General features: G+C 53.9%; 16 protein-coding genes. 14 read left to right on the forward strand and 2 right to left on the reverse strand.

Translation table 11 applies throughout. From position 1 onward, the window contains the following. Positions 1–132 precede the first annotated feature (132 nt). Entirely contained in the window at positions 133–1,395 is a 1,263-nt protein-coding gene (locus WH50_RS22460) for an HlyC/CorC family transporter (RefSeq protein ID WP_110189451.1), read from the reverse strand. 119 nt (positions 1,396–1,514) lie between these two features. Then, positions 1,515–2,315, reverse strand: coding sequence for a cytochrome C assembly family protein (locus tag WH50_RS22465; protein ID WP_110189452.1), 801 nt, complete (start codon positions 2,313–2,315; stop codon positions 1,515–1,517). Positions 2,316–2,493: 178 nt separating this feature from the next. Between WH50_RS22465 and ffh the strand changes: the two genes are divergently transcribed. The 14 genes from ffh (at position 2,494) to WH50_RS22535 (ending at position 16,621) form a co-directional block, all read left to right on the forward strand. Further along, positions 2,494–3,870: a signal recognition particle protein gene (ffh, locus tag WH50_RS22470; RefSeq protein ID WP_110189453.1), complete on the forward strand. Its 1,377-nt coding sequence runs from the start codon at positions 2,494–2,496 to the stop codon at positions 3,868–3,870. A 213-nt stretch (positions 3,871–4,083) separates the two neighbouring features. Beyond that, positions 4,084–4,341: a 30S ribosomal protein S16 gene (gene rpsP, locus WH50_RS22475; RefSeq protein ID WP_104155430.1), complete on the forward strand. Its 258-nt coding sequence runs from the start codon at positions 4,084–4,086 to the stop codon at positions 4,339–4,341. 37 nt (positions 4,342–4,378) lie between these two features. After that, positions 4,379–4,906, forward strand: coding sequence for a ribosome maturation factor RimM (gene rimM, locus WH50_RS22480; RefSeq protein ID WP_104155431.1), 528 nt, complete (start codon positions 4,379–4,381; stop codon positions 4,904–4,906). Positions 4,907–4,916: 10 nt separating this feature from the next. Further along, positions 4,917–5,729, forward strand: a complete 813-nt coding sequence (gene trmD, locus WH50_RS22485; protein ID WP_110189454.1) for a tRNA (guanosine(37)-N1)-methyltransferase TrmD — start codon at positions 4,917–4,919, stop codon at positions 5,727–5,729. Then, a complete protein-coding gene (rplS, locus tag WH50_RS22490; protein ID WP_110189455.1) occupies positions 5,689–6,060 on the forward strand; it encodes a 50S ribosomal protein L19 in 372 nt (123 codons plus the stop codon). Before trmD ends, rplS begins: the two co-directional genes overlap by 41 nt. Positions 6,061–6,163: 103 nt before the next feature. Beyond that, positions 6,164–7,054: a site-specific tyrosine recombinase XerD gene (gene xerD, locus WH50_RS22495; RefSeq protein WP_110189456.1), complete on the forward strand. Its 891-nt coding sequence runs from the start codon at positions 6,164–6,166 to the stop codon at positions 7,052–7,054. Positions 7,055–7,223: 169 nt separating this feature from the next. Further along, complete coding sequence (locus tag WH50_RS22500) at positions 7,224–7,943, forward strand: DsbC family protein (RefSeq protein WP_110189457.1); 720 nt, start codon at positions 7,224–7,226, stop codon at positions 7,941–7,943. Positions 7,944–8,315: 372 nt separating this feature from the next. After that, a complete protein-coding gene (locus WH50_RS22505; protein WP_110189468.1) occupies positions 8,316–9,620 on the forward strand; it encodes a homoserine dehydrogenase in 1,305 nt (434 codons plus the stop codon). Positions 9,621–9,630: 10 nt separating this feature from the next. Beyond that, positions 9,631–11,022 (forward strand): threonine synthase, encoded by a 1,392-nt coding sequence (gene thrC, locus WH50_RS22510; protein ID WP_110189458.1) that lies wholly within the window; start codon positions 9,631–9,633, stop codon positions 11,020–11,022. Between the two features lie 122 nt (positions 11,023–11,144). Beyond that, complete coding sequence (locus tag WH50_RS22515) at positions 11,145–11,933, forward strand: YdcF family protein (protein WP_110189459.1); 789 nt, start codon at positions 11,145–11,147, stop codon at positions 11,931–11,933. A gap of 41 nt (positions 11,934–11,974) precedes the next feature. Beyond that, a complete protein-coding gene (gene recJ, locus WH50_RS22520) occupies positions 11,975–13,699 on the forward strand; it encodes a single-stranded-DNA-specific exonuclease RecJ (protein ID WP_110189460.1) in 1,725 nt (574 codons plus the stop codon). A gap of 372 nt (positions 13,700–14,071) precedes the next feature. Further along, positions 14,072–14,842 carry an ABC transporter ATP-binding protein gene (locus tag WH50_RS22525; RefSeq protein ID WP_104155439.1) on the forward strand — a complete coding sequence of 257 codons (771 nt, stop codon included), beginning with the start codon at positions 14,072–14,074 and terminating at the stop codon, positions 14,840–14,842. 203 nt (positions 14,843–15,045) lie between these two features. Then, the gene (locus WH50_RS22530; RefSeq protein ID WP_104155440.1) at positions 15,046–15,810 is read left to right on the forward strand and encodes an ABC transporter substrate-binding protein; all 765 of its coding nucleotides are present in this window, start codon (positions 15,046–15,048) and stop codon (positions 15,808–15,810) included. 121 nt (positions 15,811–15,931) lie between these two features. Then, the gene (locus tag WH50_RS22535; RefSeq protein ID WP_104155441.1) at positions 15,932–16,621 is read left to right on the forward strand and encodes an ABC transporter permease; all 690 of its coding nucleotides are present in this window, start codon (positions 15,932–15,934) and stop codon (positions 16,619–16,621) included. Positions 16,622–16,623 lie beyond the last annotated feature (2 nt).

The raw sequence follows: 16,623 nt of genomic DNA on the forward strand, positions 1-16,623 counted from the left end.
GGAGTGCTGGAGTGCTGGAGTTGGATTGCATCGTGAACAGTCGACCTGGATGGCCTGCAGCATTGCTGCTCTGTGGTGCAGAAAGTAACAAGGGAACCATTGGCTCCCTTGTTATGTGCTTGGAGTGCTGTCTTACTCTTCGATGCTGTAGGCGCGTACAGATTTTATAAGGTTGTCCTTGATTTGCAGCGTCTCAAAGCGGTAATCACCAATTTGCACGCAGGTATTGGCCTGCGGAATGGCCTCCAGCGTTTCGACGATCAGGCCATTGATCGTTTTTGGGCCTTCGGTGGGTAGCTCCCAATGCAGTGCCTTGTTGATATCACGGATGTTGGATGTGCCGTCAATGATGATGCTGCCATCATCCTGATGGACAATATCCTGATCCTCTACATCCTCTTTGGTTGATAGTTCGCCAACGATCTCTTCCAGAATGTCTTCCAGTGTGATGGCGCCAATAATATCGCCGTATTCATCCACCACCAGACCCAGCCGCTTGTTTTCTTTCTGGAAGTTAAGCAGCTGTGTGTGCAGCGGGGTGTTTTCAGGTATGAAGTAGGGCTCAAAAGCCTGCTCGGTAATCAGTTCTTTGGTAACCGGTTCGTCCGATTTAATCAGCTTGGCTACACTGCGCATGTGTAACACGCCTACTACATTGTTAATCTCACCCTGGTAAAGCGGGAGACGTGTGTAGCGGCTTCGGGCGATTTGCTCAAGGATGGCCTCAAGGTCGTCATCCAGGTCTATGCCTTCAATCTCGTTTGCCGGAATCATGATGTCATTCACTGACACTCGTTCAAGGTCAAGAATGCTGAGCAGCATGTTCTGATTACGACGAGGCATCAGTGCGCCCGCCTCGTGCACGATGGTGCGCAGTTCTTCTGTGCTCAGGTGGTGACCTGAGCCAGTGTTCGCCTGCAGTCTGAACAGACGCATAATACCGCTGGTAATCTGATTGACTGCCCATACAAAAGGCGACAGTAACGTCAGTAAGGGGGTAAGGATTACAGCAGCAGGAAAGGCAATACGTTCTGGGTGCAGCGCCGCATAAGTCTTGGGGGTCACTTCGCCAAAAATAATGATAACAATGGTCAGTATAGTGGTGGCTATGGCGATACCCGCATCACCCCAGATCTGTGTCGCAATGACGGCTGATAGCGAGGCCAGCAGAGTATTTACGAAGTTGTTACCAATCAGGATGACGCCAATAAGGCGCTCGGGGCGTTCGAGTAACTTGGATGCTCGTGTGGCGCCTCTGTGTTTGCTTTTTACGAGGTGGCGGAGGCGATAACGGTTCAGGGACATCATCCCTGTCTCGGAGCTGGAGAAAAACGCAGAAAGAAAAATAAGAATGACCAGAATAATGACTAAGGCCACTATAGGTATGTCGTTCAAGACAGGGTTAACCTCGTAACGCGAATCGGAAACAGAGTTGTATTCGCTCGGCCGGGGCAGTGTCAAGCATCAGTGCTACCGACCTATTGTGTTTAGTCGCTGATAGCGTGTTTTGCTCATCAGGCACGGTGAAGAATATATTCCAGTACCAGTTTGGTACCAAAAAAACTCAGCATAAGTACTACAAAGCCACCGATGGTCCAGCGCACTGCGGTACGGCTGCGCCAGCCAAAGCGATAGTGGCCAACCAGCAGCGTGGCGAAGATAAACCAGGCCAGTATCGACAGAATAGTTTTGTGGATCAGGTGCTGTACAAACAGATTCTCCACAAAGAAGAAGCCGCTGCCCAAGCCTATGGTCAGGAAAATCAGCCCCACCCAGATTAACTCGAATAACAGTTTTTCCATGGTCATCAGTGGCGGGAGAGCCTTGGTCAGCGCGCTTGGCTTGTGATGCTTGAGCTGCCAGTTCTGTCGTGACAGCAGCAGTGCCTGTACCAAGGCCAGAGTAAAGAAAGCATAGGCAATCATGGAGGAGGCAATATGCAGATCGAGGCCGGGGTCATATTCATGAGACTGCCCTTCCGCAGGTACCAGGGCGCTGAGAATGACGGTCAATGCAGCCATCGGATAGATCACTACCAGCAGGTTTTCCAGCGGGCGGGTAAGGATGCTGGCCAGGGCTAACAGAACAATGATGCAGGCGATCAGGGATGCCGTAATAAAGAAATCAAAACGCAGGCCATTGTCGGTGATCAGGGTGTGGGAAAGTGAAAATGCCTGTGCAATAGCACCAGCCAGGCCGAGCATCAGAATCAGGTTACGACTGCAGACGGGCTTGTTCATCAAGGCGCGGCCCTGTAGCGCACCTCCAATCAGGTAGGCCAAAACGGCAAGAGCATAGGCACTGAAGAGAATCATTGATCAGCTATCCATTGTCCCGCTTGGCATTGGCTGGCCGCACGGTATTGGGTTAAATCCGTATGTTATTGAAAGTGGCATTCGTGCCTGGGCAAGGCGTCGGATATAATAGCCGAAATTTGATTTTTACAGGTACGTCTGGCAGTGATCATCGGCGGGCGTCAATTAAGGGCACATCATGTTTGACAATCTAACGGAACGTTTATCCCAGACCTTAAAGCATATTACCGGCCAGGCCAAGCTTACCGAGGACAATGTCAAAGACGCGTTGCGTGATGTGCGCATGGCCCTGCTTGAGGCGGATGTTGCCCTGCCCGTGGTCAAGGAGTTTATAGGTAAGGTCAAGGAACGTGCCATTGGTCAGGAAGTGACGCGCAGCCTCAGCCCCGGGCAGGTATTTATCAAAATCGTCCAGCAGGAGCTGGTCAGCATCATGGGTGATGCTAACGAGGCGCTCAACCTGTCGGCTCAGCCACCCGCGGTGGTGATGATGGCGGGTCTGCAAGGCGCGGGTAAAACCACTTCTGTCGGTAAGCTGGCTCGTTTCTTAAAAGAGCGGCACAAGAAGTCAGTCATGGTAGTCTCGGTGGACGTTTATCGTCCTGCGGCTATCAAACAGCTGGAAACCCTGGCGAATGAAGTCGGGGTCAATTTCTTCCCCAGTCAAAGTAATCAAAAGCCGCTCGACATCGCTCAGGCGGCTATTCAGCACGCCAAAATTCAGCACTACGACGTGGTATTGCTGGATACTGCCGGCCGTCTGCATGTTGATGAAGCCATGATGGAGGAGGTGAAGCAGCTTCACGCTGCCGTCAAGCCCATTGAGACCCTGTTTGTGGTAGATGCCATGACGGGTCAGGATGCTGCCAATACTGCCAAGGCATTCAATGATGTGTTGCCATTGACGGGGGTCATTCTGACCAAAACCGACGGCGATGCTCGTGGCGGTGCTGCCTTGTCTGTTCGTTACATTACAGGTAAGCCCATCAAGTTTCTGGGGGTTGGTGAGAAAACCGAAGCCCTGTCACCTTTCCATCCTGATCGTGTTGCTTCCCGTATTCTTGGTATGGGCGATGTGCTGTCGCTGATCGAAGAAGCTGAGCAGAAGATGGACCGCAGCAAGGCTGAGAAGCTGGCGTCCAAACTGAAGAAAGGCAAAGGTTTCGATCTGGAAGATTTCCGTGATCAGCTGCAACAGATGAGCAACATGGGAGGCATGGCTGGTCTGATGACCAAACTGCCGGGAATGGGGCAGCTGACCCAGAATGCTGATATGGGCGCAGCCGAAAAGAACATGAAGCAGATGGAAGCGATCATCAATTCCATGACTCCCAAAGAGCGACGTAATCCTGATCTGATTAACGGTCCACGCAAGCGTCGTATTGCCGTGGGTTCCGGCACTCAGGTACAGGACGTCAACAGACTGCTGAAACAGCACAAGCAGATGCAAAAAATGATGAAGCAGATCTCCGGCAAAGGTGGTCTGGCGAAGATGATGCGTGGCATGAAGAATATGTTGCCACCAGGAATGGGCGGTGGCATGCCGCGTCTTTGATTTTTCTGTTAACTGGTTTTTTGCGTCATTGCAGGTGCTGGCAAGTGGTTGTGTCTCTGCTGAAAAAGTAAACAAAACCTTTGCCTGAGTTCGGCACTGCAAGTAGAATACTGCGCCTTATGACTCGGCAGACTTCCCTGAGAGGGCTGCCGGTTCCTAAAACGGTGGGCGATATCAAAACCCATCCAACACTCAATAGAGGATCGATCGCACATGGTAACTATCCGTTTGGCTCGTGGCGGCTCCAAAAAGCGTCCTTTCTACCACATCACTATTGCTGACCAGCGTAATGCACGCGACGGTCGCTTTATTGAGCGTGTAGGTTTCTTCAACCCCATCGCCCGTGGTGGTGAGCAGCGTCTGAACCTGGACATGGCTCGCGTTGCCTACTGGACCGAGAAAGGCGCACAACCTACTGATCGTGTTGCCCAACTGATCAAAGAAGCTGCCAAAGCCCAGGCTGCGGCGTAACTGATAGGGTAATAAGCTGAGATTTCCGGATCGCCTGATGCAAAGCAAAGAAAACCTGCTCGTCATGGGGCGCATTACCTCGGTGTACGGCATAAAAGGCTGGGTAAAGGTCTATTCCTTTACTGATCCGATGGAGAACATCTTTGCCTACACTCCCTGGAAGTTACAGCTTAACGGTCAGTGGCGAGAAATCGTTATTGATCAATGGCGTATTCATGGCCAGGGCTTGGTAGCCCATATTAAAGGTTGTGATGATCGTGAGTTGGCCCGGCAGTATTGCGAGGCTGACATCAACATTGATCAAGGCCAGTTACCTTCTCTTGAGGAAGGTGAGTATTACTGGCATCAGTTGGAAGGTTTGCAGGTGACGACCACTGAGGGCGTGCTCCTTGGTGAGGTTGATCATCTGATGGCAACAGGCGCAAATGATGTGCTTGTGGTCCGACCCTGCGCAGGTAGTGTTGATGATCAGGAACGTCTGATCCCCTATCTGTTGGGTCATCATGTTAAGGAGGTGAGCCTGGAGCAGCAGCGTCTGGTTGTCGACTGGGATCCCAGTTTCTGAGGCCAATGACGTGTGGATAGGTGTTGTATCCCTGTTTCCAGAGATGTTCCGGGCTGTAGGCCTCTACGGCGTCACTGGTCGGGCAGTTAAAGAAGGCAAGCTTAGTCTGCAGTGCTGGAATCCACGGGATTTTACCCATGACCGGCATCGTACTGTAGACGACCGGCCCTACGGGGGAGGGCCTGGCATGCTGATGAAGGTGCAACCGTTAACGGATGCAATTCATGCAGCTAAACAGGCTTCCAAGGTTAAGCCTCATGTGATCTATCTGTCGCCGCAAGGCCGCAAGCTGGATCAGCAGGGGGCAAGAGAGCTGGCTGGACATGACGCCCTGATTCTGGTGGCCGGGCGTTACGAAGGTATTGATGAGCGGGTCATTCAAACCGAGATTGATACTGAGTGGTCGGTAGGTGACTTTGTGCTGAGTGGCGGTGAGCTGCCAGCCATGGTGATGATCGATGCTGTAGCGAGGATGCTTCCGGGGGTGCTGGGTCATGAAGGGTCTGCTGAGCAGGACTCCTTCAGTGCAGGATTGCTTGATTGTCCGCACTATACCCGCCCTGAAGACATGAGAGGGCTGGCAGTTCCGCCGGTGTTGTTGAGTGGCAATCATGCAGCGATTGAGCGCTGGAGAATGCAGCAGCAACTGGGTAGAACCTGGCAGCGCAGACCTGAATTACTGGAACGACTGGCTCTGACCAAACAACAGCAAAAGCTTTTGGCAGAATTTATCCGTATCGAGGCAGATAAGGCCGATGCGGACAAGAAATTAGGAGCGAGCGATGAGCAGCAAGAACCTGATCATTCAGCAGATCGAAGCTGAACAAATGAATAAAGAAGTCCCTGCATTTGGCGCAGGTGACACTCTGGTTGTACAAGTACGTGTTGTGGAAGGTGATCGCGCCCGTCTGCAGGCCTTTGAAGGCGTTGTAATCGGTAAGCGTAACCGTGGTCTGAACTCTGCTTTCACCCTGCGTAAGATTTCTCACGGCGTGGGCGTAGAGCGTACTTTCCAGACTTTCAGTGCCAGTATCGAATCCATCGCGGTTAAGCGCCGTGGTGACGTTCGTCAGGCTAAACTGTACTACCTGCGCGACCTGTCTGGTAAAGCAGCACGTATCAAAGAAAAAATCGTTGCCAAGAACAACGGCTAATAAGCTGTCAGTTCACGGAAGCGTTCAAAAAGGTGGCCTAGGCCACCTTTTTGCATTTTGGGCAATGACTACCTACGGACTGTCGGAGAGGTGTTGTGGCGCGATGATCGATGCACAGCGTATTGACCACTATCTGGATGCCTTGTGGTTGGAGAAGGGGCTGAGTCAGCACAGTCTTGATGCCTATCGTCGTGATCTGACTGCCTATCTGAACTGGTTGACAGAGGTGCGGGGGCTATCTCTGCTTGGCGCGTATGCCGATACCCTGCAGGACTATCTGTACTGGCAGTTTGAAAGACAGGCGAAAAGCTCATCGGTGTCTCGCTACCTGTCCTGTTTGCGTGGTTTTTACCAGTATGCGGTAAGGGAAAAGTGGCTGGAGGAAGATCCGTCAGCCTTGCTCACTCATCCCAAGCATGTTCGCCCGTTGCCAAAAAGCCTGAGCGAGGATGATGTCGAAGCGCTGCTGCAGGCGCCGGATGTTGAAACGGCACTGGGATTGCGTGATCGCGCTATGCTTGAAGTGCTTTACGCATCAGGCCTGCGTGTCAGTGAGTTGGTGGGGCTGGAATTGAGTCAGCTTAGCTTGAGTCAGGGGCTGGTTCGAATCTGGGGTAAGGGCAGTAAGGAACGTCTGGTGCCATTGGGGGAGGAGGCGCTGTTCTGGCTGGAGCGTTATTGTCGTGATGGACGTCCTGCATTGTTGAAAGGGGAAAGTCCGGTGCTGTTTCCGTCTAACCGGGGTGTCGCTATGACACGCCAGACCTTCTGGCACGCGATCAAGCGTCATGCGCTGACTGCCGGGATTAGTACCGAGATTTCTCCTCATACCTTGCGTCATGCTTTTGCCACTCATCTGCTCAATCACGGCGCAGACTTGCGGGTGGTGCAGATGTTGTTGGGGCACAGTGATTTATCGACGACGCAGATCTATACCCACGTGGCTCGTGTGCGTTTGCAGCAGATCCATGCAGAGCATCATCCGCGTGGATGACGCTGACAACGGTAGTGCGTTGCCGTTAAAGATGAATTGGGGTAGCGTAGCCCACTTCGCAGACCTGCGTCACCGCCGTGAGGTGCTGTGCAGGGAGAGGGAACTTAGCCATGCCATTTCAGTCTCATCGGTATGTGCGAGCGAATTTTGAAATAGCCGAGGTGATGTCATGATATTCAAGCGCCTTGCCCTAGTGGCGGCTCTGCTCTGCAGTCATTCTGTGCTGGCCGCTACGCCGGAAGAGGTTATTCGTGCGGAGCTGGATAAAGCCTATCCCGGTCTGCCCATTACCGAGATCACTCCGGCTGCCATCGATGGGATGTATGAAGTGGCATTGGGCACGGGCGATATGCTCTATGCCAGCAAGGACGGTAAGCATTTTGTCGCTGGTAATCTGTTCGAAGTCAGTGACAAGGGCTTCATCAATTTGACCGAAGCCAAGCAGAATAAGGCGCGGGCACAGCTGATGGCGAGTGTGCCCAAAGATGCTGCGATTGTTTTCCCGGCAGAAGGGCAGCGTAAAGCCAGGCTCTTTGTATTTACCGATGTTGACTGTGGCTATTGCCGCATGCTGCATAAAGAAATTGGTGCACTGAATGCAAAGGGAATTGAAGTGAATTATCTGGCCTTCCCTCGCACCGGTATTAATAGCCCCACCTACGACAAGATGGTGTCAGTATGGTGTTCAGATGATCCTCAGCAGGCACTGACCGAAGCGAAAACAGGCGCCGTTCCTGCAAGCAAGAATTGTGATAATGCCGTTGCCAACGACTATCGCTTAGGACAGCGCATCGGTGTAACGGGAACACCTACGCTGGTCATGGAAGATGGTCGCGTCATTCCCGGCTATATGCCTGCAGACGAGTTGGCAAAATCCATGGGGTTGTGATTTATCCCCTTCTCTATCTGAGGCTTTCTTGTGCTTGCATGACACCGTATCGCATATCGATACGGTGTTTTGCTTATGCGCAGGTAAAAGCATCAAAGGCCCGCCGTTCCTGCGTTGACAGCAGCAATCCGGCCACTTAATGTGTACAGTCCTTTATCAGGCAGCCTGTGGTTGAGGTTGATATATAGCCAGAGTGTGTGGGGTGAAAGATGACCTCTGTGCTCAATATCTGGCCTGTCGTCCTGACTGATTGCCGCAGAATTTTCCGCCGTCTGAATCTCGTCGCATTCTTGCGCGACGACACTGAACCACCCACCGTCCTTAAGGACATATGAAGGTGGTGCAGAGCAACCTGTGAAATGGGGTAAAAATTTGAAACCTGTCAAAGTTGGCCTGTGTGGCTTGGGTACCGTTGGTGCGGGTACTCTCAACGTCCTCAAACGCAACGCTGAAGAAATCTCCCGTCGTGCTGGTCGCCAGATTGTTATTGATCTGGTCAGTATTCGTCGCCCTCGTCCTGAACTGGATCTGGCTGGCATTCGCACGACTACGGATATTATGGACGTGGCCAACGACCCTGACATTGACATTCTTGTTGAGCTGATCGGCGGCTATGACAATGCCCATGAGCTGGTCATGACGGCCATCAGAAATGGCAAACATGTGGTCACTGCCAACAAGGCCCTGATTGCTGTGCATGGTAACGAGATTTTTGCTGCTGCCCGTGAAAACAAAGTCATGGTTGCTTTTGAGGCTTCTGTGGCAGGCGGTATTCCGATTATCAAAGCGATCCGCGAAGGTCTTTCCGCCAACACCATCCAATGGGTGGCAGGTATCATCAATGGCACTGGCAACTTCATCCTTACCGAAATGCGGGAGAAGGGGCGTGACTTTGCCGATGTGCTGAAAGAAGCGCAGGCGCTGGGTTACGCTGAGGCGGATCCGACCTTCGATGTAGAAGGCATCGATGCTGCGCACAAGCTGACGATCCTGGGTTCGCTGGCCTTTGGTATCCCATTGCAGTTTGAACGTACCTTTACTGAAGGGATCAGCCGGATTGCACCTGAAGATGTCACCTATGCCGAAGCGCTGGGGTACACCATCAAGCATTTGGGGATTGCCCGTCGTACCGTAAATGGTGTTGAACTGCGTGTACATCCGACGCTTATTCCAACCAAGTGTCTGCTGGCAGCGGTTAATGGCGTGAAAAACGCTGTCATGGTGCAGGGCGATGCTGTCGGTCCTACCCTTTACTACGGCGCCGGTGCGGGTGCTGAGCCAACTGCCTCTGCGGTAGTGGCTGACATTATTGATGTCACCCGTACCCTGACTGCTGATCCGAACAACCGTGTTCCGCACTTGGCGTTCCAGCCAGATCATCTGTCTGACCTCCCTGTTGTGCAGGTTGATGAGATCGAAACCGCTTACTACCTGCGCATGCAGGTTAAAGAAAAGCCCGGCGTGCTGGCACAGATTACCCGCATCCTGAGTGATGCCGGGATCAGCATTGAAGCCCTGCTGCAGAAAGAACATGGCACAGCCAATGCTCCGGTGATCATCCTCACCAAGCAGGTGCGTGAAGGTAATATGAATCAGGCCATTGCGGCCATTGAACAACTGGACGACGTACAGGGGCAGGTAACCCGGATGCGTGTGGAACATCTGGATCTGGCCTGAGGAAGCAGCAATGAAATATATCAGTACTCGTGGCCAAGCGCCGGTGCTGGGCTTTGAGGAAGTGTTGCTGGCCGGTCTGGCCAGTGATGGTGGGCTCTATGTACCCGAGCAACTGCCTAGCTTCAGCAAGGAAGAAATCACCAGCTGGCGTGGGCTTTCTTACGCTGATCTGGCCTTCAAGGTGATTCAGCCTTTCGTCGCTGGCGCTATTGCTGACGCTGACCTGAAAACTATGATTGACGACACCTACAAAGTGTTCCGTCATCGTGCCGTCGCACCGTTACAGCAGCTCGACAGCAATGAGTGGGTGCTGGAGCTGTTCCATGGCCCGACACTGGCGTTCAAGGATTTTGCCCTGCAGCTGTTGGGTCGTCTGATGGATCACGTGCTGGCCAAGCGCGGTGAGCGTCTGGTGATCATGGGAGCAACATCGGGGGACACCGGTTCCGCCGCTATCGAAGGCTGCCGTCACTGTGAGCATGTGGATATTTTTATTCTGCATCCTTACCAGCGCGTATCCGAAGTTCAGCGCCGACAGATGACGACGGTGCTGGCCGATAATGTCCATAACATCGCTCTGGAAGGCAATTTCGATGACTGCCAGCAGATGGTCAAGGACAGCTTCGCCAATCAGGCCTTCCTCAAAGGTGCTCGACTCGGTGCGGTCAACTCGATCAACTGGGCACGCATCATGTCTCAGATCGTTTATTACTTTGCCGCAGGTCTGGCGCTGGGAGCACCGGATCGCGAAGTGTCGTTCTCGGTACCGACCGGTAACTTTGGCGATATCTTCGCCGGTTATCTGGCCAAGCAGATGGGGCTGCCGATTCAGCAGCTGGTGGTCGCTACTAACCGCAACGATATTCTTCATCGTGCGATCAGCAGTAACGACATGAGCCGTCAGGGTCTGGTGCATACCTTGTCACCTTCCATGGACATCATGGTATCCAGCAACTTTGAGCGCATGCTGTTTGATATCTATGGCCGTGATGGCGCCGCTATCAATGACCTAATGCAGCGCTTCCGCAACGAATCGGTCAGTCTTGATCCTGCCCGCTGGGAGTCCGTACGCGAGCTGTTTGACAGCTTCTGCGTCAATGATGATGACACTGTTGCGACAATTGCCGAGGTGCATGCCGAGACGGGCTACCTGCTTGATCCGCATACGGCCATTGGTGTTCGTGCTGCACGCGCCTGTCGCCGGGATAACCATGTACCTATGGTGACACTGGCCACGGCACATCCCGTCAAATTCCCTGATGCCATTATCAAGGCGGAACTGCAGACTCCGGCTCTGCCTGAGGCCATGGCCGATCTGTTCGAGCGTAATGAGCGCTACCAGGTGCTGGCCAATGATTTGCAGCAGGTGCAGGGATACATGGCTGCGACCCTGAAAATCTGAGAGCCCAATCACATACTGCCGCAAGTCGGTTCACAGGCCTCCACCAGGACGGTTCTGTACTGACTGGCTCTGTCGTGAGTAGGCCTTTGGTGGAGTTGCCTGTGACTGCTGTTGGAATGTGAATGGAATCACTGCTGTATTATGCTGCCAAGCTGTTCTGGTTCCTGATGAGACCGGAGCAGCTGTGTCTGGTGCTGCTTTTTTTTGCCTGGTGGTTGATCCGTGCTGGTCGTCGCCTGGGTCAGCATCTGCTGGCGGGCGTCATCCTGTTTTTTGCCCTGTTGAGCGTGTGGCCCGTGGGGGACTATCTTCTGCAACCTCTGGAGGATCGTTTTCAGCGGGCGCCACTGACGACAGACATCGCCGGGATTATTGTCCTGGGGGGCGGGGAAGAGGCGGAGTTATCCAAAGCCCGCGGTACCGAAGAGTTCAACTGGGCCGCTGAGCGGTACATGGCATTGCTGCCGCTGTTGCAGAGTTATCCGCAAGCCAAAGTTCTGGTGAGTGGTGCCAGCGGTAATCCACTGGCACAGCATATCAGTGGCGCTATTGTGGCTGAGCGCTGGTTGCGCGATGCGGGGGTCAAGGCCGATATCGTGTTTGAGCACAAAGCACGCAATACCTGGGAAAATGCCAGTAATCTGCAGCCTTGGCACTATCAGGATCCGCGGCCCTGGCTGCTGGTGACGTCGGCCTTCCATATGCCCCGGGCCGTGGGTGTCTTTCGTAAGCGAGGCTGGAATGTAGTCGCCTATCCGGTGGACTATCGCAGTTTTCCGCCTGGGCAGTCGCATATCAATACCAATCTTTCCGAAAACCTATTCACCTTGTCAGTTGGCTTGCGTGAGTGGGTTGGCTTGCTCGCGTATCATCTGACCGGGCGAACCTCATCCTGGCTGCCAGCTCCCTGAGCTGGTAGTGCTATTTCTCCAGCCAGTGGCATTGCAAAAACATGGCAACCCAAAAACTGATCCGTACACGCCCTCTTCCGACAGAGCTGCCAGCTGCGCTGCAATCCCTTCCACCCCTTCTGGCCCGTATCTATGCGGCTCGTGGTATACAGCACGATAGTCAGCTGGCTCGTAATGTGGAGCATTTGCTGGCTGCAGAACAGTTGAAAGGAATGGCTGAGGCAACCCAGCTGATTGCCGATCATGTCCAGCGTGGTTCAACCATTTGTATTGTCGGTGACTTCGACTGTGATGGGGCGACTAGTACGGCTCTGGGGGTACTGGGTTTGAGAGATATGGGGGCCGCACAGGTCGGTTTTCAGGTGCCCAATCGTTTTGAGTATGGCTATGGCTTGTCACCGGAGCTGGTGGCAGACCTGCCTGCCGATATCGACTTGCTGATTACGGTGGATAACGGCATTGCCAGTATCGCCGGTGTTGAAGCTGCCAAAGCGCGCGGCTGGCAGGTGGTGGTAACCGATCATCACCTGGCCGGTGACGAATTACCACAAGCCCACGCTATCGTTAACCCCAATCAGCCTGGCTGTAGCTTCCCCAGCAAAGCGTTATGTGGCGTGGGGGTCATGTTCTATGTTCTGGTGGCGTTACGCCGAGAGCTGGAGCAGCGTGGCTGGTTTGCTGAGCGTGCCAAGCCTAATCTGGCGTGCTATCTGGATATTGTGGCTCTGGGGACCGTCGCTGACGTGGTGTCGCTGGATACCAATAATCGCATTCTGGTGCATCAGGGGCTGCAGCGTATTCGGGCTGGCAAGGCGCGCCCCGGTATTCTGGCGCTGCTGCGGGTGGCCGGGCGTGATCATAGTCGTATCACCGCTGCAGACCTGGGTTTTGCCGTGGCGCCACGACTGAATGCGGCCGGGCGTCTGGATGACATGTCGGTTGGTATTGAGTGTCTGCTGACGGATACCGTTCCTCTGGCTGACTTTTATGCCAGCCAGCTCAACGAAATGAATCTGGCGCGGCGTGAAATCGAGCAGGACATGCAGCATCAGGCGCTGCATCATCTGGATCGGCTGGAGCTGGATAAGGATGGGCTGCCCTGGGGGCTCTGTCTTTACCATCCTGACTGGCATCAGGGTGTAATCGGTATTCTTGCGTCACGCATCAAGGAACGGGTGCACCGTCCGGTCATTGCCTTTGCACAGGGAGAGCAGGGAGAGATCAAGGGGTCGGCCCGGTCTATTGCAGGACTGCATATTCGTGATGCGCTGGCGGCGGTGGATGTACGCTACCCCGAGCTGATCGCCAAGTTTGGGGGGCACGCCATGGCGGCAGGCCTGACGCTGCGTGACGGCGCCTTTGATGACTTCAAGCTGGCCTTTGAACAGCAGGTTCGCACGATGATGAGCGAGGAGGATCTGCAGGCGGTAATTGAAGTGGACGGTGAGTTGCACGAACAGGAGCTGAGCCTCGACAATGCCTGGCTTTTGCGTAAGTCCGGGCCTTGGGGGCAGCATTTTCCTGAGCCACTGTTTGCCGGTGAATTTGAGCTGCTGCAACAACGGGTGGTCGGTGAGCGCCATCTTAAACTACAATTGCGCACCCTGTCGGGGCGGACACAACTGGACGCGATTCATTTTAATGCTGATCTGTCCGTCTGGCCGAGTGCCTGCAAGCGCGCGTATGTAGTTTACAAACTGGATGTGAATGAGTTTCGGGGTGAGGTCAGTCTGCAGTTAATGGTGGATTACCTGGAGCCTCGTTAGGTTGTATGTGATGTTGGCAAGCAGCGAATTCATCGGATTGACTGCTTGAGGTTGTGCAATTTTTATAATCGCGACCTGAACTGTTGAAAATGGGCTCCACCGGGGTCCATTTCCCTCGTCTTATGGTAGTAATGAGACCCGCTAATAATAAAAACAATGGGATGCAAAATGACTACCCCACACATGCCCTCAATAGATGCAACGGAGATTGCACGACGACTGGTCGCCACAACTGGCACTGCCCTTGCAGACTGGTTGCCGGCTGTCAGTTAACTCCGGGTTGCAGCCCTGTACAGACGATCTAGTCTTAACGGATCACGATCTCACTACAGCTCGATATTTATAAAGCGATTTATATAAAAGGTAGTTTCGATGTCACAAGCGACCCTAGAAGTCACCGACCTGAGCAAATCCTTCGGTAATCACCGGGTACTGGACAAGGTATCCCTGACTGCTAACAAAGGAGATGTGATTTCCATTCTGGGCTCCTCCGGCTCAGGGAAAAGCACCTTCCTGCGTTGTCTGAACCTGCTGGAAATGCCCAATGATGGCGACGTACGGGTTAAGGGTGAGCTGATTGAAATGACCAGGCCCGATGTCCGTGGAGAGCGGACCCCGAAAAACATGCGACAGGTAGAGCGTATTCGCTCCAAGCTGTCGATGGTGTTCCAGGGGTTCAACCTGTGGGGGCATATGACCGTGCTGCAGAATATCATCGAAGCACCCGTGCACGTCCTTGGCCAGTCACGCGCCGAGGCGACCGAGCGTGCTCATGCCCTGCTGCAGCGTGTCGGGCTGTACGAGCGTCGTGATTATTACCCGGCACACCTGTCGGGTGGACAGCAGCAGCGTGCGGCCATTGCGCGTGCTCTGGCGATGGACCCTGAGGTCATTCTGTTTGATGAACCGACCTCTGCACTGGATCCTGAGCTGGTGGGCGAAGTGCTCAAGGTGATGCGTGAGCTGGCCGAGGAAGGGCGCACCATGATTGTGGTGACCCACGAAATGTCCTTTGCCCGCGATGTGTCGTCACAAGTGATGTTCCTGCATCAGGGACAGATCGAAGAGCTGGCACCTCCCAGCGAATTCTTTACCCAACCGCGTTCCGAGCGGGTGCGGCAGTTCCTGTCTACCCAGTATTAATGGCATGCCTGTCTTCCGCTGATCAAGCCACAGCCTGATGCTGTGAGCGAGATGCAGTGGACGTCGGCAGGCTTTTGAACAGGCGTGTTCTGCAAGCGCTTTCTATACTCAAACTCCGTTTGTCCGTTGTGGGTGCCGGGCGGTAGGCGTCAGGTATTCCATAGCCGGATGGTGATCAGAAAAACTATCTAGGAGCAGTACAGATGAAGAAACTCCTGACCGTCACAGCCCTGGTTGCAGGTCTGAGCATGGCTCAAGTGCAGGCGAAGGATTGGAACAACATCCGTATCGGTGTTGAGGGTGCCTACCCTCCGTTCAGTTCAGTCACTCCTGAAGGTGAGCTGGTCGGTTTCGACATCGATATCGCCAAGACCCTGTGCGAACAGATGCAAGCCAAATGCGAATTCGTCAAGCAGGACTGGGACGGTATCATCCCTGCGCTGCTGGCACGTAAATACGATGCCATCATCGCCTCCATGTCCATCACCGAAGAGCGCAAGAAGAAGGTCGCCTTCTCTGACAAGTACTACAACAGCCCGGCTGAGTTCATCGCGCCCAAGGGCAGCAGCCTGGTGATCAGTGCCGACGGCCTGAAAGGCAAGAAAATCGGCGTGCAGCGTGAAACCATTCACGACAAGTATGCAACCGAGCATTATCCCGATGCAGAAATCGTGCGTTACGGCACACAGGACGAGGCTTACCTTGACCTGCAGGCCGGTCGTGTCGATGCCCTGTTGCTGGATGCGGTGGCAGGCGAAGACGGCTTCCTGAAAAAGCCTGAAGGTGCCAACTATGCCTTCATCGGTGAACCTATCCAGTTGAGCGAGGAAGGTGCCGGTATTGCTATTCGCAAACAGGACACCGACCTGGTTGAGAAGTTCAACAAGGCTATCGCTGATATCCGCGCCAACGGTAAATATGACGAAGTGGCGAAGAAATACTTCTCCTTCGACATCTACGGCAAGTAATCGCTGTTAGTGGAGTGCCGGCAGGCTCTGCGGAGTCTGCCGGTGATGCTGCCGGGCCCTGACCGGACCGGCAGACTGATGACAAACGAACGGGTGAGCCCCGTTTGACGAAGGTATCTCCATGTTAGATTTGCGTGGCTACGGGCCGATGCTCCTTGAGGGCGCCTCGCTCACTATTGAAGTGGGTCTGTGTTCATTAGTGGTGGCGTTGGTGCTGGGCACTCTCACTGCGCTAGCCAAGCTGTCCACCTCGCGGTTTTTACGCAGTGTTGCTGCGGTATACACCACGGTGATTCGTGGTATTCCTGATCTGGTATTGATGCTGCTGATCTTTTTCGGCGGTCAGGTGGCGGTCAACAATGCTGCGCTGGCACTGGGTTATGAAGATTACATTGATATCGACCCCTTTATCGCCGGGGTATTGTCCATCGGGTTTATTTTTGGTGCCTACATGGCTGAAACCCTGCGCGGTGCCTATCTGGCCGTGGATAAAGGTCAGCGTGAAGCGGCGATGGCCTACGGCATGCGAGCCGGACAGATTTTCTGGCGGGTTATGGTGCCGCAGTTGATGCGTCATGCCTTGCCTGGACTGGGCAACAACTGGCTGGTACTGCTCAAGACGACGGCACTGGTATCGGTCATCGGTCTTGATGATATGGTGCGCAAGGCAGGCCTTGCGGCGGGAGCTACCAAGCTGCCATTCACTTTCTATATGGTCGTGGCTGCCATTTTCCTGCTGTTTACTACCGTCTCGGTGCTGTTGTTGCACTGGGCTGAGCGTCATTACGGCAAAGCCTACCGGAGAGCCTGAGT

Origin of the sequence: Pokkaliibacter plantistimulans (assembly GCF_003194385.1) — a bacterium.
Taxonomy (GTDB): domain Bacteria; phylum Pseudomonadota; class Gammaproteobacteria; order Pseudomonadales; family Balneatricaceae; genus Pokkaliibacter; species Pokkaliibacter plantistimulans.